Consider the following 18,331-nt stretch of genomic DNA (forward strand, 5'->3'; position numbering starts at 1 on the left):
TAGGTTATGCGTTTCTACGTTCAGTGTATCGCATCCTGTAGACTTTTCAAGATTGTGGAGTACCAGTAGATGGCACCGAGTTTCATTTTTGAGTAAACAGGTGAACCCAGTAGGTCGTTCCGCTGGTGTCTGTGGCGTAGCCTGCGCCGATGTTGGTGAATTTGGTGTTGATGATATTGGCGCGATGGTCGGTTGAGTTCATCCAACTATCGACCGTGGCTTTCGGTGTGGTATAGCCCTGGGCGATGTTTTCGCCATAGCCTGTCCACGTGTAGTTAAAGCTGTCAAGCATTTGGCTGACAGATCCATATGTCGGAGACTGATGTGCGAAATAGTTATTGTTCGCCATGTCTTCCGCTTTCTTCTGAGCGATGGCAGCTAATTTTTCATCTTGGACGAGTGCTTTGGCGCCGAGTTGTTTCCGCTGTTCATTGACCAATTGGATGGTTTGGGTCTGGTTGTCCACGACGGGTGCGGGTGGCTCAGATGCTTTCTTCTCTCGGTATTTGCGTTGTTGTTGGTCATAGTAGATAAGCCCTTTTTTGCGGTCCTGGTCGAATTTCGTTGTCCGGTCGACGAATGCAGCCATTTGTGCTCGGGTGACATTGCCGTTCGGGTTATAAGTGCCGCCTGGCGGTGTGGTGGTGACGCTGATTTCGGCGAGCGTTATGATATAGCCATAATATTGGTTGATCGTCCGGACGTCTTCGAATCGGATATAGTCGTTGTCGTCGACGATGATGTCGTAGCCGATGACGAGCATTTTGGCCATTTGCGCACGGGTGAGCGGCTCATTCGGACGGAACTGGCCCCCGTCTGTGAAGATGCCACGTTCCGTCAATGCACGGATATGGTCGTAGGCACCATGCGCTGGGCTAACGTCCCGGTATTGCGGTTTGAAATGCGCAGATGGTTTGGCATTGATGGCCAGTGCAACGATTTTGGCCGCTTGGGCACGGGTGACGGGCTCGTTTAGCCGATAGGTACCGTCCGGATAGCCGTTGATCAGCCCACGTTTGGATATATTGGTGATGGCGTCATGCGCCCAATGTGTGGACGGAACATCTTTGAAAGTGGCAGCTTGGGTAGCCGGTTGAAGTGAGAATAATAGAGTTGCCGATAGAATGACTGTTGCAATGTGTTTTTTCATGAGATTCCCTCCTTTTGTGCAACTTTTTTGAAATCAAAATCGTTTTGCTTCTATTAAATTGTACTATTTTAGTAGTTACGTAGTTATAGGGATTTTGGGGTGATGTTGGGCATGGAGATGTGGGGATGGCGTTGGAACTGAAAAAATTCAATACAAAATGCCTATTTTGGTAGCTAGAGTCAAATCGTTGGGAAGTTGATAAAGAAATAACCGCCCCCTTCCAAGGTGTGACGGTTATTTCTACTGTTGGAGGAGAATGGTGTCAGTACCTGGTACCGGATGTTCGGTCACCGAGCCATTTTTCCATTCGATCCATGGCAATTTCGAGTTGGTCGAAGGCATAGGCGTAGGAGATGCGGATGTGTCCTTCGCCGTAGGATGTGAAGGCGGTGCCTGGGACGACGGCGACACGGGCTTCGTCGAGCAGCGTGTGGGCGAATTGGTCGGCGGTCATGTTGGCTATTTTAATAGAAGGAAACATATAAAAGGCGCCGGTCGGTTTGACGGTCGGAAGGCCCATATTGGTGAGACGGGTGTACATATAGTCACAGCGGCGGATATATTCGCGGTTCATTGCCGCAGGGGTCTGTCGGCATTCGTTCAGTGCGCAGATGGCGGCGTGTTGGGATGGGACGCTGGCGCAAATGGTGTTGTAGGCATGGATTTTGGCGGCGTGTTTTGTCCACTGGGGTGCGGCAAGCAGGAAGCCTATACGCCAGCCGGTCATGGAATGGGATTTGGATAGGCCGTGGATAAGGAATAGTTTGTCTTTTAATTCAGGGTATTGTGCGAATGAACGGTGCTCCCCTTCGAATGTGTTTTCGCTGTAGATTTCGTCCGAGATGATGAAAATGTCGTGTTTGACGAGGGTGGCGACAAGGGCGTCCATCGTTAGGCGCGGGATGGTGACGCCGGTCGGGTTGGATGGATAGTTGAAAACGATCGCTTTGGTGTTGGGTGTGATGAGTTGTTCGATTTGCTGCGGGTCCGGGATGAAGTCGGTTTGGGTTGTGTCTAAGTAGACAGGTTTTGCGCCCGTAAGTGTGATAAGCGGTTCGTAGCCGGTATAACTCGGTACCGGGATGATGACTTCGTCACCGGCTTCGAGAATGGTTCGGAATGCAACGTCCATCGCTTCGCTGGCTCCGGTTGTGACGAGGATTTCGGTTTCCGGGTCATAGGTGAAATTGTATTTGTCGGCGAAGAACGTGGATACCTCTTGCCGGAGTTCGAGTAGACCGGCGTTGGACGAGTAGGCGGTTTGATTGTTGCTGATGGCTTGGTGGGCGGCTTGTTTGACGCGGTCGGGTGTCGGGAAATCGGGCTGCCCGACGGTGAGATTGATAGCGTCGGGATAATCGATGAGCAGATTCGCGATCTTCCGGATGCCTGACAGTTCAATTTGTTGCACGCGCGGATTGATGGAAGGCGTCATGGCGAGTCCTCCTTTTGGTGGTTAAGTAGTCTAGTGTATGCGGGATGGGTGTTGTTTGGTTTTTGGGGGTGTTTTTTTGGGGGATTTGGGGGAGCGTTGGTTTGAGCGCTTGGGGGAGGTGCTTGAAGCGCGGGGGCGGGGCTTTGATCACTTGGAAGGTGCTTGGAGCGCGAGGGCGGGGCTTTGATCACCTGGGAGGTGCTTGAAGCGCGGGGGCGGGGCTTTGATCACTTGGGAGGTGCTTGGAGCGCGAGGGCGGGGCTTTGATCACCTGGGAGGTGCTTGAAGCGCGGGGGCGGGGCTTTGATCACTTGGAAGGTGCTTGGAGCGCGAGGGCGGGGCTTTGATCACTTGGGAGGTGCTTGGAGAGCGAGGGCGGGGCTTGATTTATGCCTACTACTGTCTTTTTGATATAAATTGGTCCGCACCTCGTGGAGAGGGGCGGACCAATTAACGAGTTAGTTAAATGGGATTTTCATAGCTTCTGCCATCAGTTGTGGGAAATCTGTATTTTCGATTAACCCTGCAAATTTATGGGCTTGTGGACCGTAGGCATAGACAGGGATGTCTGTACCCGTATGTCCCGTGTGTGTCCAACCGACAAGTGCATGCTTGGAAATGATTGAGTTAATTTGGAATGACGGATTGCTTGCTTGTTTGATTTGATCGATTTCAGCTTCGGTTAATGTAATATTGGCATATTCCAATACGATCTCTTGGATATTAGTTCGCTCTTCATTTAGTTGAGCTGCCATAAAGTCGCCTGTCGCTGTTACATTTTTAAGGATTTCCAAATTGGCACCTGATCCATCATAACCGCCGACAGACATACCACCCGTATCATGGTCACCTGCGATGACGACTAACGTTTTCTTATCTTTTTTCGCGAAATCCAGTGCCGCCTCTACTGCATTTTCAAACGCTTCAGCGTCTTTCATCGCCCAAGCCGCATCATTATCGTGGCCAGCCCAATCGATTTGACTCCCTTCAACCATTAAAAAGAATCCATCTTTATCTTTGCTTAGCACATCGATAGCAGCTGCTGTCATTTCCTTCAAGCTTGGCTCATTCGTCGTCTCACGATCCAGTTCAGGGGCTAAACTATCTTCAGCAAAAAGTCCAATCAACTTGTCCGCATTCTTTACATTCTTTACATTATTTAACGATTGCGCATCAGACACAATTTCATAACCGTCTTGTTTTGCTTGATTTAATAAATCATCACTAAAATACTTTTTACCGCCGCCTAGGATGACATCCACATCATTTTGAAGGAATTGAGGTGCAATGTCTTTTTCATTAGCGCGCGTTGCTACATTTGAAGCGAAAACGGCCGGCGTGGCATGGGTAATCGTGGAAGTTGCGACTAACCCTGACGATTTCCCACTCTTTTCTGCAGCTTGTAAAATCGATTCAAGCTTGTTGCCATCAGGATCCATGCTAATGACCCCATTGTTCGTTTTCGTTCCAGTCGCCATCGCGGTGCCAGCCGCAGCAGAATCCGTCACTTCCGAGTTGGCGGAATACGTCCGATGCATGCCCACGAGGTGTGAATCCATTACCGATTCTTCTCCTTTGTACAAGCGATAATTCGTTGCGTATGAACTAGAATATCCATCCGGAATCATAAAAATGACATTCTCTACTTTTTCGTTGGATTGTGATTCTTTTGCTTCAGCCGGTTGCAGTGATGTGATGCCTATGAAACTTCCTACGGTAAAGCTCCCCGCTATCGCAGCGATCATCATCTTTTTTTTCAACGTTTTCTTCAAATGAATTCCTCCTCCAAAGTTTCGTACACTCTAACTGTATCTCTAGCTTGTTAGAGGAATATTAAAATAGTGTAAGAGATTGTAAATCTTTTGTAGGTGGAATGTTATTGGTTTGAGGCGGGGGTGTTGTTTTCTTTGGATAGAGTGTTGTGGTTTTCGATAGCTGTTGCTTACTTTGCTGGAAACATTTTTTTGAACCGGAACTTTTCGTTAGTTTAAGTTTTTCCAACGTCAATTTTGTAGCCGTAACGATTGTCTCGTATGGGATTTTTTGTTTTAGTAAATTTCGCGCTATCTCACGTCGTTATTCCATCTTTCCTTCTTGCCGCTTCAGCTCGAAGATGTTGAAGATGCATTTTCTTCGTTAGAGAGTTCCATTAACCTCTGCTCCTCCCCTAGAATCGGTTGTATCTTTTTCGGATAGTTGTTGTGTAAAGTTTTCGGGTAGCCGCAGTAGATTTAGAAAAGCCGTCCAGGTTTTTGGACGGCGTGGATGGTGTTGGCTTGACTCTAAGTAAACAACGCTTGTGCGGCATTTATCAACACTTACTTTTAAACGGCGTTTTCTTGTTGTTCGCGCCGTTTTTTCCATAGGTCTTCGGCGGCGCCAGATCCTAGGATGACGCCGGCGACGATGAAGACGAGCCCGATGAGGTGTCGGGCGGTGATCGTTTCGCCTAGGAATAGGATGGCGCCGAGTAATGAAAATAGGGTGTTGAAGTTAATAAAGATGGCGGCTTTGGATGGGCCGACTTTTCCGACTGCGTAATTATAGAGCATGTGACCGATTGCTGTGCCAATGATGGCGCTGGCAAAGAAGCCGAGCCAAAAGACAGGCGGCACTGTGGCGAATACCTTGATTTCGCCGGGCTCTTGAATGATGCTGATGATGATTAGAAAGATGCTACCGATCCCCATCATGTAGGCGGTCATGGTGAGCGGATTAAGGGTTTTGGCGGCTTTCGAGATAACTAGAAATGATAGTACTTGGACCAAAATGGCGATAAAGACGAAAATGTCACCGAGTGCGAGTCCACTCATTTCCCCACCCACCAGGACGACGAAGCTGACGCCGATCAGTCCGAATCCGACGCCGAGCCATTGGATTTTGGATGGGTAGTTGCGGAAGATCAACGAGACGGAAATGGCCGTGAGGACGGGTCCTGTTCCTAGGATGAGTCCTGCGTTGGTGCCAGACGTACGGGCGAGGCCCATATTTAGAAAGTAATGGTGAAGGACGACGTTGAGAAGCGCGCCTCCCAGGATGTAAAGCCACTCTTTTCGAGTAGGTAAACGAAGGAGTTTAAGTGCAGCAAGGATGATGAAGACGACGATACTGGCAGACAGGATGCGGAACGCTGTCATGGTGACGGGTTCGACTTCTGTAATGAGATATTTGAGGAGTGGCAAGTTGAATCCCCAAATGAGCATGGTCGTTGTGAGTAAGGCGTAGATTTTCCACATAGGGCTGAGCCTCCTTTTGGTTTGGGTTTGGATTCTTGGTACTGAGTGTTGCTTCGTTTAGTTGAAACATTGCATTGTTTTATTCAAACGTTATGTACTGGGTTAGAAATTATGTGGACGCTACTGTTCCACATAATTTCTTTTTATTGCTTAAAACTCAAAGGCTTTCTGTTTGATTGCCAGGCTGCCGAAAACGAAGGCAAGGAATGACAAGACGACCGGGATCGTGACGGTGTGGACGCCTAGTAAATTTCCGTATGCTTCGTTGTAAAAATGGATGATGATATACGATGTGATGCCGGTGATCATGGAGGCGATGGCGCCGTATTTGTTGCCGTATTTCCAGTAGAGTCCGAGGACGACTGGCCAGATGAAGGCTGCTTCGAGTCCGCCGAATGCGAATAGGTTTAGGAAGATGAGCAGTTCGGGCGGTTGCAGGGCGAGTAGGAAGACGATGATTCCGAGTACGCCGGTAACGCCGAAGCTTATCCATTTAACCGATTTTTCTGTTGCATCGGGTTTGATGAAGTTCAGGTAGACATCTTTGACGATAGCTGAGCTGACCAGTAATAACAGCGCGTCTACGGTTGACATGATGGCCGCCATCGGAGCTGCGAGTACGATTCCCGCCAACCATGCGGGTAATACTTCGAGCGCGAGTAGCGGGATAACTTTGTCGGCGACTTCGATGCCTGGCATGACAGGACGGGCGAACACGCCGATCAAGTGCATGTTGAGCATGATGATGCCGGTGACAATTGTGCCGATGACGAGCGCGCGGTGCATAGCGCGCGAGCTTTTGTAGCTCATGGCACGGACTGCCATTTGCGGAAGTCCGACGACGCCGACGCCGACGAGAATCCAGAACGAGGATACGTAGGCGGCGGTCAAGTTCCCGTCTGCCCCGAATGGCGTGACGAGACGCGGGTTTTCATTCAACAAATCTTGCATGATGGCGGGTACACCGCCCCCTGCGATGATGACGCCGATTAGCAGGACGAGTGTGCCGATCACCATGATGGCCCCTTGGACGGCATCGGTTACCGCAACGGCGCGAAAGCCCCCTATGATGACATAAACGAGAACCGAAACCGCGAAAATGAAGAGCGACGTTGTGTACTGCAAGCCTGTAAGCGATTCGATAAGCCATCCGCCGCCGACCCATTGTGCGGTCATGGCGGAAAAAAGAAAGATGATGATGGCGATAGCTGCTAGAATCGCGACAGCCGAGCTGTTGTAACGCGCCTTCAAGAAATCAATCATTGTGACGGCGTTATATTTGCGGCCAAGAATGGCAAATTTCTTGCCGAGAATGAGCAAGACGAAATAACCTGTGACGACTTGGATCGTCGCCAATAATACCCAGCCGAAGCCGACTGTATAAGCGGTGCCCGGACCTCCAAGGAAGCTAGACGCACTTCCATAAGTGGCGACCATTGTCATCGCAAGGACGAAACCGCCGAGTTCGCGCCCTCCAAGAAAATAATCTTGAAGGAAGCCGTTTTTTGCGGTCATAGATGTTTTTGATGCCAGTAGTCCGATCACGAAAATAGCGATTAGTAAAATGGCAAGCGGGATGATGACGCCCAAGTTCACGGTGCTTGCTCCTCCTCTTCTTCGAATGAAACTTCTTTCAATATAAATTTGGCGATGACGATGACGAGCGCCGAAATAAGGACGAAGCCGACAACGCAGCTATAGAAAAACCAATCGGGCAAGCCGAGGATATACGTATACTCTTCGACAGGTCGTGAGCCGAGCCCGTAAGCGAAGCCGAACCACCAGACGAAGTTGAAAATAGCGAGTGCAACGCCAATCCACGCTTCACGGTGCGCGATTTTGAAGCGCGGGTCAATGGTTGGTTGGGTATTTGTTTTGATTGCCATAAGGGTGTTCCTTTCTATGGTTGTGTTGGTGATGCCAGTTGCTGGCACTTTATTTTACCAGACGGCGATAGATCCGTCTGTATGGGATGCGGTGTTGCATCGGTTCTCAGTGCTTCCCCTAGTTTGAAAACATTCTGTGGGTCTCATTATACCGGAAATGACAGAGTTTAGGGAGACGAAGTTTTTTGGGAGGAGTGCTTTGATTATTTGGTGGGTGTTTTGAGCGCTGGGGTAGCGTTTTAATCACTTAGGGAACTCTTTGAGCGCGGGGAATGGCGCTTTGATCACTTAGCAGAATCTTTGAGCGCGGCACGTCTCAATTTAATTCCATCAAAAAAACCGCCGTCACTGGCGGTTTTTAGGGTTATAGAGTGATGTCGTTTAGGAAGTTTTGGGTGATATGGTGGTCGGGTTCGTATGGTTTGATGGTGTAGCCTTCTTGTTGGAGCCATTGGATGATTTCGGGTAGTGCTTTTGTTGTTTGGCTGCGGTCGTGCATCAGAATGATGATGTTTTGCTCGCCGGATCGATGGGCTTTTTGGACGCCATTTTGGACATTTTCGATGATTTTATCGACTTGTTTGTCTGTGTATTTCCAGTCGTTGGAGTCGACGTTCCAGTCCCACATTTTGTAACCGAGTGCTGTTAGCTCTTGTTGCATGGCAGGTGTGACATGCGGTTTACTACCATAGGGGACGCGAATTAGTTTGCTGTCGATACCGGTGATTTCATGGATCAGATCGATGCCCCCACTCATTTCGTCAATGAACGATTTCGTCGATTTGTAGACTTTGTTTTGGTCGTGGGTCATGCTATGTGAACCGATGTAATGTCCTGCTTCAGCGACGGTTTGCACGATTTCTTCGTTGTTTTTCATATAGTTACCGAGGAAGAAGAAGGTGCCTTGAACATTGTATTCTTTAAGGGTATTGTTGTTGATCTTCGTGTATTTGTTTGGACCGTCATCGAATGTGAGATAGACGGTCGCTTTCGCGGCCGGTTTGGATGCTTCTTTTTTTGCCAAAAGATTGGCGATATGTTTTTCATAATCTGAATGGCTCATATGCTCATAGTCATCGCGGTAAATTCGCAACGTTTTTTGTTTTGGAAAATATTCGACCTTGAAGCCAATTTCACGGGCGATGTATTTTACACTAATGTAAATGGTGCCGTCGATATCGACAATCGGGGACCATGTCAGTTCTTTTCCATCTTGTAAAATGAGGTTTGTCGCTTCGTTATACACGATTTCAATGCCGCGCTTGCGGATGATTGTGTTCCCCGCTTCGGTTTCCACCGGTATATAAAGGACTTTTGCGATTTCATCGAGCGGTACTTTCATATCGTTATCGATGACGCGAACATCTTCAATGTCAAGCAAACGGTCATGGAGGCCAACATGGTGGCTTGTTTTCATGATGGCAGCTTCGCTTTTTCCTATGCCGAAAGCTAAACTGATTAGGCCAGCTATAAAAATCGCTAATAAGCTATTTTTCATCTCGTTTGCCCCATTTCCGTATATTTTTCATGAAAATAGAACTCTTCACTATAGTGTATTCTTTTAGAGCCGTCTTATGCACAGTGACTCATTTCCCTAATTTTGGATACAATATTGATAGATGGCGGCCGTAGCTAGACAGTCGCCTATTGCGTCATGCGCGTCATGTTCCAGCTGCAAATAATTGGTTAACGTCGTCAATCGATGATCGGTCGATTGGGTAATTTTTTTGCGGGCAAGTTTGACCGTATCGATGACGGTGTAAGCTGGAATTTCGACTCCTTCGATGTTCTCTAGCGCATATAGAAAACCCATATCAAACGAGGCATTGTGTGCAATGATCGGTAATTCTCCGATGAAGTCGATCAGCTCATGGATTTTTTCTTCGATCACTGGTGCGCTTTCGACCATTTCATTTGAAATACCAGTCAGTCTTGTAACGGACAGCGGTATATGGCGCAAGGGATTAATGAAGGTCGTAAACATTTCTGCTACTTCATGATCTGCGTATTTAATGGCGCCAATTTGGATGATTCGATCCGCTCCCGCGCGAAAGCCTGTCGTTTCGAAATCAAGGACAATGTAATCGTTTACCACTTTGGAGGAAGAATTGTATTTTTTATTTCTCGCGGCTCTTCTTGCCCCCCAATTTTGCTGCTTCGGTTTAAGGCGAAGCAATTCTCTCGCTCTTTCATGTGTGTCTGACATAGGACCACTTCCTTTTCCAGAAAAATCCGATTCCTACTTATTACTTATACTACTCTATACCCATAACTACAAGAGGTATCCCTCTTTTCTACACAAAAAAGGGAATTCCCTTATATAACAATGCAGGAATTCCCTTTTTATAGTACATTTCCTTATTTAATCAACCCATATTTGATATAATTGCGCCATCCAAACGTTCTCCATTGGGACTTTGTCGGCATATCCGTAGGGAGTGCCATAAATACCCTAGGAGCATCCCCATATTGCGATAAATCCGGTTTGTCTAGGGCAATGTCCCCAATTTGTAAACCTTCCGATACGACTGCGCGTGATTGCCAACTGAATGGCGTCTCGATAGTAGTCAATTGGGCATGTCCTGTGTCATCGATTTTCCAGACGGACGCAGATTCCTTGTAAGAACGATGGAGCCATTTATCATTTATGGTGATAGCGTCTTGCGCTTCATTGACAATGACGACCGCGTTGACGTCTGTTCCGAACGGGATTGATTCCAAGTCTGAATCGAATAGAATACGAACTTCATAATAGGCAAGCGGATTGGTGATCGTTTCGTCATCCAACGCTTTGTACGTACGGAGCCATTCGTTATCGGACGCAGGTGCCATGGACACCGATAAGACGGTTCCTTCCAACACTTCTTCAACGCCATCCCCTTGGATCAGTACACGATCCCCGTTTTCGATTTGTTGCCATTCTTTATTTTTCGCATAGGTGACCACAATTCTTTGTGAACTGAAAATATCAACGGCAAGCATCGTGCCATGGCGCGTTATGTTGGAAACAATGCCTTCAACGGGACTGACTAAGGCAGGCTTTGTCGTGTTTTGTGCAAGCTGCGCCTCCACGACTACCCGTTGACGTTCAATCAGAGCCAGCTCTTGTTCCGCTGCTGAAATGGCTTGCGCAAAAGAGGCGTCCTGTTTCACATCGACTTGAACATCGACAGCCCATTCTCCTTCGACTTTTTCTGAAACATTGGCAGAGCTGTCGTTAGCGGAGTATTTACGCTCCGATTCTAAATTGGAAATGAGGCTTAAAAGCGCGGATTCCTGTTCGTCCAGGGCTTGAAGGTCAGCTTCCCAAATCGCGCGCTGCCCTTCTACATGTTCCGTTTGCAAGAAGGCAAGATTATCGCCGACATCGACATGATCCCCTTCTTGAACAAACCATGTATCGACCGTCTCTTCACGACCTACGTAAACAGTATACGTTTCAAACGGTGCAACAAGGCCCTCTTTTCCAATTTCCTGTTGGACATGATGGGCTCCCATTTGTTCATAACGATCGATGTACACGGATTTCGGTATGACGCTTTTGTCGGAGAATAAAAGATAGAAGTTCATGGCTATAAACGAACTGATCGCAATGGCGACGGCGATATTCATTCTTTTATTCATGGCCGACACCTCTTTCTACAAGTGAATGAAATAGACTCTCAAATGGAATAAGACCCACACTTGCCACGATCAGTGCCATTCCAATATGGATGCCAAATAAAATCCAGAACCAACCTTTTCTTTCAGTAATCCCGCTATATGAACGGATAAATCGAAACTGGAATGTAAGAATTAAAGCAGTCGTAATGGTCAATTGATTTAGAAATAAGATAAGATAGTAAGAGTCTAGAAATGTAACGGCAAGTGGTCCAAAAGACAAAAACGATACACTTGCAGTCGCGCCTTTCATCATAAAGACGATCAAGACCAATGTTTTTTCAATTAATAATAACCCTGTCATCAGCAATTGCATTGGCAGAAGCTTTTGAAACGGAATCGCTGTAAGCAGGCTCAGTATGTAGGCAAAACCGAAGAAATGAAAGGACAGATAGACAAGTGCCCATAGAATCGTGCCGACCAATGAGGCATAGCGCGCAATTGTATAATCGGTCGCCGTCATCGTCGGGAGTAATGGTGTAATGGATTCCGTGCCCATTCCCCATATTTCGCGAAAGACGAATAGGAGGATGCCAAATAGAAAGACCGCCGCTACACGTTTGTTGAAGCCGCGCATCTCGGATGTTTGAAGTCGGCTCGACAACTGCTGGGGGTCCGTCAGGAAATGCCAAAATTTAAAGTCGAAAAACATAGCGGTAATCCCTTTCTGCTAACCATCGCTGAATTTGTGTAAATCATAGTATCCTATAGATTACTTTAGCAAAAATTGAGAGTTTTGCAACGTTAGAACGTGAAAATGATGAAGATGTTGGCCACTTTTCATCCTCTTCTCTTAAAAACGCTAACTGCTGAATAAGGAAAACCCGATCGATTCTTCGGGAAATTTCCCTTTCACTTATTTCCCGGGAAATCGACATTTTTGCAGACAACAAGGAAGAAGGGCGAACTGATACACGAGAGTCTCCTTGTTATTTTGACAATTTCATTGTTATTTTCCTTTAACAAGATCAAAAAAAACACCTATCGTTAACTGCTGTTCGACAGGTGCCTTTTCAAGTTTCACTATTCACTTTTGCTGCAGTCCTTCCGTTAGTTCATTAAACATCTGTACATTGTCTGTTTCAAGTGCATAATCGATCATCCGCAATCTGTTCTCCACTTCTAACTGTTCAATAATCCCTTCGGCTTCCAGTATGACGACTTCCGGCATTTTCTCTTCCGTTTCCATATTGACCGCCCCTTCTAGAATAATTGTCAAATGCGTATGGAGATCTGATATGAGGAGCAATTGATACAAAGGTAGTCGAATAAATCGGTTGCCCCGTTGGAACACAAATACTTCCCCTAGGTTTTCGACTTGTAAGCTCTTCATATTAATGACAATTTCTTTTCCTTCAGAAGGTATGAACTGAAATACCTCACCACCTTTGACAATGGAGAAATACTGGTAAGCAAACACAAGGCGTAAACGAAAATCCTCTTGAGATGTAAAAAATGGGGTGACCCTCTGGATTGATAGCATCTTTCTCCCTCCATTATTGAATATTCCGATTATTAGTATTCTATCACATTTGTGGCTAATATGTGAATGATATTGCTTCGTTTGTATTCAATTTGATGTTTTTTTTAGTTGAACTTCGCCCTCCGTTCCATTACGTAAGACATTTTTTTCGGCTGAAAATTCCAGCGTAAAGTAGTGAGAAATTCGTAGATTTGACGATTTGCATCCCCGATTGATTCGTCCGAACATTTGAAGTGGATCTGATTGTTTTCAAAGTCGAGAGAAACAAATTGAAAAGCTAACGTACCGAATGAAACCGATCGAAGATACAGTTTGCGTTCTTCTTTTAAGTATATGAGATTACTCGATGGATTAGATGTCTGATCTACTAATTGGGTGACGTTTTCATACAAATCTTTTGTTTCAAAAAAAAGTGATTCCAGATTTGGTATTTTCACTACGTATTCTTCCAATTTCTATTCCTCCGATCATGCTGAAAGTAACGATTTCTCTAATGAGTAAAACCATCTATTATCCTTACAATAAATTTCCTTTCTTTCAAGAAAACCAACGTACTCCAAATATTTATCAACGTTTCGTTGGTTTTTAATTAATCCCCTTATTACTTCTATACGGTTGTCAAAAAAGAGAGAGGGGAAACGGTTATGCATTTTGGTAAACAATTCAAGGAATATCGAGAAGAATATTTGCGTATGAAACAGCTTGAAGCGGCCTATGAATTAAAAATCGATCCGGCTGCCTTATCGAATTATGAACGCAGTGAACGGGGATTCCCAAATGATTTACTTCCCGTCGTCAAAGAGACTTTTTCCATTCCAGACGATTACTTTTTGGCCATGATCCTTGGTACACCTTTAAAAGCAGTGCGGGATCCAAATATTTCACAACCTGTCAAAGCGGCCGAAGTGCAGGAAAAATATATGGACAGTTTTATCGATCGGCATCGGCAATTGTTTGAAGAAAGTCCAGAACTAAGGGAATTTGTGGCGATTATTTCGCAAATGACGAAAAAGGATCGACGGAATTACTTGAATTCCAATAAAGCGTTGCTCTCTTTGTTCCTGAAATACGTAAAAGAACAAGATACCGAATGAGATTATTTAACTCCCGGGCTGAAAAGCGGTATAATGGAGGGAATGCTTTTCTGAGGGAGTGGTCCAATGAACATGACGGTAGAACGCATTTCCTACCTGCACGAAAATCAAATTTCCGACTTTATGTATGAAATTCAACATACTCTCCGGCCTGGAATAGAAGCCGATGCGCTCGCAATAAGACGGGCTGTCACGCTCGTAAGAAATAATGCGATAACTTCCTATCGCTACGGGGCAAATCCGGAAGACTTCATGATCTCCTTGGAAGGTGGCGTCCCGGCGGATGTCCGGCTTTCATTCGACCGCATGGAGACAGCATGCACTTGCGGCTCCTTCGGCTGGTGCTCGCATCGGATCGCCACTGTATTCCATCTCTATTCCCAATTCCATTCTTTGACGGACTGGCTGCATGAATGGCGAAGAGCGGAATCCCAGCAGCTCGCTCTGTCCATATCCGAGCGTACGCCCGATGCATGGATTGACGTTCTGTCACGTTTAACTCAACCACTTCGAACGTTTGATCAATCTGATAATCCCGGTATCTTCATCCATGAATCTTCCTTAATCGATCAAAAAGCGATTCCGCTCACCCCATTTGAATGGGAGTGGAAACCGCTATTTGAGCTGTATTATCGCTTGCATCTCTTGGATGCAGGTTGGGCTTATATACAAACTCACTTAAACGGCAATTTTGCTTCTTTTCAATATGGCAAATGGTATATACAAAATTGGCTGATCGAGCAACTTGATAAACTGCAAGCTTGCATTTCTGCAATCGGAGCAAAGCCTAAACTATTTGAAACGGATGCTTTCCATGAACGATTAAAAGAACTCGTCCGGACATTTGCACTTCGGCATCCCGGTCTTTTCGAGAAACGCTTTCAAGTGTATCGTCTCTTTTGGGAACATCTTTATCCCAATCCAAAAGAACGTGCTACGGAAATGACGATTCTTTCAAAAGACCCTTCTGAAGAAGCCCGTATCTTCATCGCTTTTTTCCACTTGATGCAAGGCAATCATGAAGAAGTGAAAGAGCTTGCCAAAGACATGGATGCGAATCATGTCGAACTGTGGCTCCCACTTGCCCAACTGGCGGAAGGGTTAGAAGAGATCGAAACGCTATCCGTTATGATGCATGCGATTTCCCCATTCATCGGCGAATATGTGAACAATGCGATTGCAGTTTCCAATCGTCCATTATTTGTGCGCACGATCGATGGGTTGCTTGAAGCGGCCGATTTCCCTGAAAAATTGCGGGAAGAAATGTTTTCCCAATATGGCACTGCCGGCGTCGATGTCTATGCCGATTTCCTCGTTGAACGGGAACGCTTTGCCGAATGGGCAGCACTGATGCATCGATATGGTGTTTCTTTAGATAGTGCGGATGCCGGGGGACTGAAATTGGCTTTGGCGAAAGATCCGGTTGCTGTTATACCTCTTCTCCATACGTACGCCATGAAATGCATACAGGAAAAAAATCGGCATAGCTATCGACGGGCGGTCAAATTATTCAAGAAAATGAAAACCGGAGCGAAAAAAAGTGGGAAAATCGATTTTTGGAATCAATATATCGATACAGTGCGTGAAAAAAACCGCAGACTGCGCGCGTTAATGGAAGAGATGGAGAAGGGAAATCTGAACTTATGAATGAACAATTCACATTAAAACGTACTCTCCAACTGGATATCGAACGGACGGAAGAGGGGCAATTCACTCTTCTCGCCAAAGATGAACATGATTTTACGTTGGCACCTGATGAACTGGCTTCTTATTTATTTTTCAGCAATGAACGGGAACTGTTCGGCCTGCTTGCCCATACGGGTGAACATCATTTACAATTGAGGGCCGATCAGTTGCTACATGCTTTTTCCGATATGCATCCCTATGTATCCTTTCAAGGGTTGGCTAAGAAAGACGATACTGCTATCACTTCCATCCAAGAAGCATCCGATGCATGGATGAAGGCAGACATATGGAACTACGCTGAAGTAGACGATAACGATATCCGTTTTAACTACGACCAAGCAGGTATTTCGAAAGAAGCGGCCTATTTCATCCATGATGCCGTCCGTGGGAAGCTGACGACAACCGCCATTCATCCCGATCAATTCCCTGCTCTCTTGCCGCATCTAAAACAATTTGGTTGGCCTGGCGAAACCAGTTCTGCTATCCCAGTCAATGTCGCTTTCCGTCTGACCGAGCCTGAAGATGATTCGGATAGTGAATGGCTGCTTGAAACTGTCATTGTCAGCGAACGCGGTACGCACTGGGCACCTGCCGTCCGTAAATTACTTTCACCTATCGAGGAAGCGTTGCCTGCCAAATGGAAGCCGTATGCTAAAGAAATTACAAAAAGGCAAGCTGAAATGACGTCTTTTATCACATCTGTTGAGCTTTCATTCCAGGAAAGTTTTTTATCCCAATCGATGGCAGATGCGGAAGTCCGCTTATTTATCCAACATGATTTAGCCTTATTGCAATCATTCGGTTATCCCATCATTTTGCCTGCATGGCTGAAGTCCGTAACCGAATCGAGAATGCGTATCCGGACTAATGCGGATACCCACTCGTATAAATCCGCAACCGGCTTGGATGAGGTCCTCTCTTTCGACTGGAATTTCTCACTTGCTGGGCATGAGATTGATCGTGACTCTTTCCGTAAACTCGTTGACGAAAATCGGGAATATATTCGTGCTGGCGACCAATGGTTCCATATCGATCCACTTTGGCTTAAGAAAATCCGCGAATTGATGGACCGGGCGGATGCCGGAGAATGGACGGTAAAAGATCTTTTGTTCCAAGATATCCCTGAGGAATTTATTCCTTTGGAGGAAGATGAAGAGCTGGATGATCCTCTCTTCGCCTTCACAATGCAACAGTCGTTGCGCAACTATATGGAAATGCTTTCTGATAAGAAGGGTCTTCCAGCAACAGGTATTTCAAAAGATTTACATGCCGAATTACGGCCTTATCAAGAAGAGGGCTATAATTGGCTCGTTTTCATGCGCGATAACCGTTTCGGTGCATGCCTAGCGGATGATATGGGGCTCGGAAAAACGATTCAGCTCATTACGTATTTACTGAACGTCCATGGCAGAGCAGAGACTGCCACCCCCTCTTTGATCATCTGTCCGACCAGCGTTCTCGGCAACTGGCAAAAAGAAATTGAACGCTTTGCACCGACGCTTTCCGTCTATACCCATTACGGACCGTCCCGAGCTAAAGATGAACAATTCAAAGAACGGATCGAGCAACTGAAGCCCGATATCATTCTCACGACATACGGTACGAGCACCCAAGACGGCGAGATGCTTGCGGAAACGGAATTCGCGAGTATTACGCTCGACGAAGCCCAAAACATCAAAAATATGCAGACAAAGCAGTCGCGTGCCATTCGGAAACTTCACGGTCAACATCATATTGCGTTGACAGGCACCCCCATTGAAAACCGCTTGTCTGAGCTATGGGCCATTTTCGATTTTATCCATAAAGGGTATTTCGGCGGTTTCCGGAAATTCACGGATGATTATATCATTCCGATCGAACGTGATGATTCCGAAGCCGTGAAAAGGAAGCTTCGGGCTAAAATCCGACCATTCCTTTTGCGCAGGACAAAGAATGATCCTGAATTGCAACTCAACTTACCGAAAAAGCTCGAACAGAATGAGTATTGTCCGTTGACGACTGAGCAGGCGGCTCTGTACGAAAGTTTTCTGGAAGAGACGAAGTTCAAATTGGAGACGCTAACCGGTTTTGAGCGGAAGGGTCTTATCTTAAAAATGTTAAGCCGATTAAAGCAGCTTTGTAACCATCCGGCTTTATTCTTAAAAGAACCAAATACTTCAGCGATGCAAATGATGTCCCGCTCTGAGAAGCTGGATCGCATTGTGTCCATGGCTGGAGATATTGCCGGTAATGGCGAACAATGTCTCATTTTCACCCAGTATATCGGAATGGGGCAATTGATCCGACAGTGCCTGTCCGAGTTATATGCGATCGATGCACCTTTCCTGACGGGCAGCATGCCGAAAGGACAACGCGATCGTTTAGTGGAAGCGTTCCAAGACGGTGAATTTCCGATCTTCATTCTCTCCTTGAAAGCTGGGGGCACCGGTTTGAATTTAACTGGTGCCAATCATGTCCTCCACGCGGATCGTTGGTGGAACCCGGCAGTGGAAAATCAAGCGACAGACCGGGCTTATCGCATCGGTCAAACGAAGTTCGTCCATGTCCATAAATTCGTGACGATCGGGACGATTGAAGAAAAAATTGATAAAATGCTTGAGGAGAAAGCGGCACTGTCCGCAGACCTTATCCAATCGAGTCAATGGTTGACCGAATTGACCGATCGTGAATTGGATGAGCTCCTTTCGTTTGATCGCTGAAT

15 protein-coding genes are annotated in these 18,331 nt (G+C 46.3%); 3 read left to right on the forward strand and 12 right to left on the reverse strand.

The features are described from left to right. Window positions 1–82 precede the first annotated feature (82 nt). The 12 genes from ACFPRA_RS09545 to ACFPRA_RS09600 all read right to left on the reverse strand — a co-directional run bounded on the left by ACFPRA_RS09545 (window position 83) and on the right by ACFPRA_RS09600 (window position 13,302). Window positions 83–1,150 (reverse strand): CAP and S-layer homology domain-containing protein, encoded by a 1,068-nt coding sequence (locus tag ACFPRA_RS09545; protein ID WP_381433297.1) that lies wholly within the window; start codon window positions 1,148–1,150, stop codon window positions 83–85. Between the two features lie 262 nt (window positions 1,151–1,412). Beyond that, entirely contained in the window at window positions 1,413–2,585 is a 1,173-nt protein-coding gene (locus ACFPRA_RS09550; protein WP_381433301.1) for an aminotransferase class I/II-fold pyridoxal phosphate-dependent enzyme, read from the reverse strand. A 458-nt stretch (window positions 2,586–3,043) separates the two neighbouring features. Continuing rightward, window positions 3,044–4,357, reverse strand: coding sequence for an alkaline phosphatase (locus tag ACFPRA_RS09555; RefSeq protein WP_381433304.1), 1,314 nt, complete (start codon window positions 4,355–4,357; stop codon window positions 3,044–3,046). Window positions 4,358–4,909: 552 nt separating this feature from the next. Continuing rightward, entirely contained in the window at window positions 4,910–5,821 is a 912-nt protein-coding gene (locus tag ACFPRA_RS09560; protein WP_381433307.1) for a DMT family transporter, read from the reverse strand. Between the two features lie 150 nt (window positions 5,822–5,971). After that, window positions 5,972–7,417, reverse strand: a complete 1,446-nt coding sequence (gene panF, locus ACFPRA_RS09565) for a sodium/pantothenate symporter (protein WP_381433310.1) — start codon at window positions 7,415–7,417, stop codon at window positions 5,972–5,974. Continuing rightward, on the reverse strand, window positions 7,414–7,707 hold the full coding sequence (locus tag ACFPRA_RS09570; RefSeq protein WP_381433313.1) for a YhdT family protein: 294 nt from the start codon (window positions 7,705–7,707) through the stop codon (window positions 7,414–7,416). The genes panF and ACFPRA_RS09570 overlap by 4 nt, the downstream gene beginning before the upstream one ends. A gap of 364 nt (window positions 7,708–8,071) precedes the next feature. Beyond that, complete coding sequence (locus ACFPRA_RS09575) at window positions 8,072–9,205, reverse strand: polysaccharide deacetylase family protein (RefSeq protein ID WP_381433316.1); 1,134 nt, start codon at window positions 9,203–9,205, stop codon at window positions 8,072–8,074. Window positions 9,206–9,301: 96 nt separating this feature from the next. After that, on the reverse strand, window positions 9,302–9,913 hold the full coding sequence (locus tag ACFPRA_RS09580) for a 3'-5' exonuclease (protein ID WP_381433319.1): 612 nt from the start codon (window positions 9,911–9,913) through the stop codon (window positions 9,302–9,304). Between the two features lie 152 nt (window positions 9,914–10,065). Beyond that, window positions 10,066–11,331, reverse strand: a complete 1,266-nt coding sequence (locus ACFPRA_RS09585) for an efflux RND transporter periplasmic adaptor subunit (RefSeq protein WP_381433322.1) — start codon at window positions 11,329–11,331, stop codon at window positions 10,066–10,068. Next, window positions 11,324–12,019, reverse strand: a complete 696-nt coding sequence (locus tag ACFPRA_RS09590; RefSeq protein ID WP_381433325.1) for a hypothetical protein — start codon at window positions 12,017–12,019, stop codon at window positions 11,324–11,326. The genes ACFPRA_RS09585 and ACFPRA_RS09590 overlap by 8 nt, the downstream gene beginning before the upstream one ends. Window positions 12,020–12,394: 375 nt before the next feature. Then, window positions 12,395–12,850, reverse strand: coding sequence for a transcriptional regulator (locus ACFPRA_RS09595; protein ID WP_381433328.1), 456 nt, complete (start codon window positions 12,848–12,850; stop codon window positions 12,395–12,397). A 104-nt stretch (window positions 12,851–12,954) separates the two neighbouring features. Then, on the reverse strand, window positions 12,955–13,302 hold the full coding sequence (locus ACFPRA_RS09600) for a hypothetical protein (protein WP_381433331.1): 348 nt from the start codon (window positions 13,300–13,302) through the stop codon (window positions 12,955–12,957). Between the two features lie 192 nt (window positions 13,303–13,494). On the opposite strand from ACFPRA_RS09600, the gene ACFPRA_RS09605 reads away from it, so the two are divergent. The 3 genes from ACFPRA_RS09605 (at window position 13,495) to ACFPRA_RS09615 (ending at window position 18,329) form a co-directional block, all read left to right on the forward strand. Continuing rightward, window positions 13,495–13,944 (forward strand): helix-turn-helix domain-containing protein, encoded by a 450-nt coding sequence (locus tag ACFPRA_RS09605; RefSeq protein WP_381433334.1) that lies wholly within the window; start codon window positions 13,495–13,497, stop codon window positions 13,942–13,944. Window positions 13,945–14,010: 66 nt separating this feature from the next. After that, the gene (locus tag ACFPRA_RS09610; RefSeq protein ID WP_381433337.1) at window positions 14,011–15,591 is read left to right on the forward strand and encodes a hypothetical protein; all 1,581 of its coding nucleotides are present in this window, start codon (window positions 14,011–14,013) and stop codon (window positions 15,589–15,591) included. Then, window positions 15,588–18,329 (forward strand): DEAD/DEAH box helicase, encoded by a 2,742-nt coding sequence (locus ACFPRA_RS09615; RefSeq protein WP_381433339.1) that lies wholly within the window; start codon window positions 15,588–15,590, stop codon window positions 18,327–18,329. The genes ACFPRA_RS09610 and ACFPRA_RS09615 overlap by 4 nt, the downstream gene beginning before the upstream one ends. The last annotated feature ends 2 nt before the right edge of the window (window positions 18,330–18,331 follow it).

Source organism: Sporosarcina soli (assembly GCF_042655805.1).
GTDB classification, from domain to species: domain Bacteria; phylum Bacillota; class Bacilli; order Bacillales_A; family Planococcaceae; genus Sporosarcina; species Sporosarcina soli.

Bases quoted from the DNA above. Each gene is read 5' to 3' on its own strand.
- ACFPRA_RS09550 (WP_381433301.1), bottom strand. From the start codon at position 2,585: ATGACGCCTTCCATCAATCCGCGCGTGCAACAAATTGAACTGTCAGGC.
- ACFPRA_RS09615 (WP_381433339.1), top strand. From the start codon at position 15,588: ATGAATGAACAATTCACATTAAAACGTACTCTCCAACTGGATATCGAA.
- ACFPRA_RS09560 (WP_381433307.1), bottom strand. From the start codon at position 5,821: ATGTGGAAAATCTACGCCTTACTCACAACGACCATGCTCATTTGGGGA.
- ACFPRA_RS09595 (WP_381433328.1), bottom strand. From the start codon at position 12,850: ATGCTATCAATCCAGAGGGTCACCCCATTTTTTACATCTCAAGAGGAT.
- ACFPRA_RS09610 (WP_381433337.1), top strand. From the start codon at position 14,011: ATGAACATGACGGTAGAACGCATTTCCTACCTGCACGAAAATCAAATT.
- ACFPRA_RS09580 (WP_381433319.1), bottom strand. From the start codon at position 9,913: ATGTCAGACACACATGAAAGAGCGAGAGAATTGCTTCGCCTTAAACCG.
- ACFPRA_RS09585 (WP_381433322.1), bottom strand. From the start codon at position 11,331: ATGAATAAAAGAATGAATATCGCCGTCGCCATTGCGATCAGTTCGTTT.
- ACFPRA_RS09575 (WP_381433316.1), bottom strand. From the start codon at position 9,205: ATGAAAAATAGCTTATTAGCGATTTTTATAGCTGGCCTAATCAGTTTA.
- ACFPRA_RS09570 (WP_381433313.1), bottom strand. From the start codon at position 7,707: ATGGCAATCAAAACAAATACCCAACCAACCATTGACCCGCGCTTCAAA.
- ACFPRA_RS09590 (WP_381433325.1), bottom strand. From the start codon at position 12,019: ATGTTTTTCGACTTTAAATTTTGGCATTTCCTGACGGACCCCCAGCAG.
- ACFPRA_RS09545 (WP_381433297.1), bottom strand. From the start codon at position 1,150: ATGAAAAAACACATTGCAACAGTCATTCTATCGGCAACTCTATTATTC.
- ACFPRA_RS09605 (WP_381433334.1), top strand. From the start codon at position 13,495: ATGCATTTTGGTAAACAATTCAAGGAATATCGAGAAGAATATTTGCGT.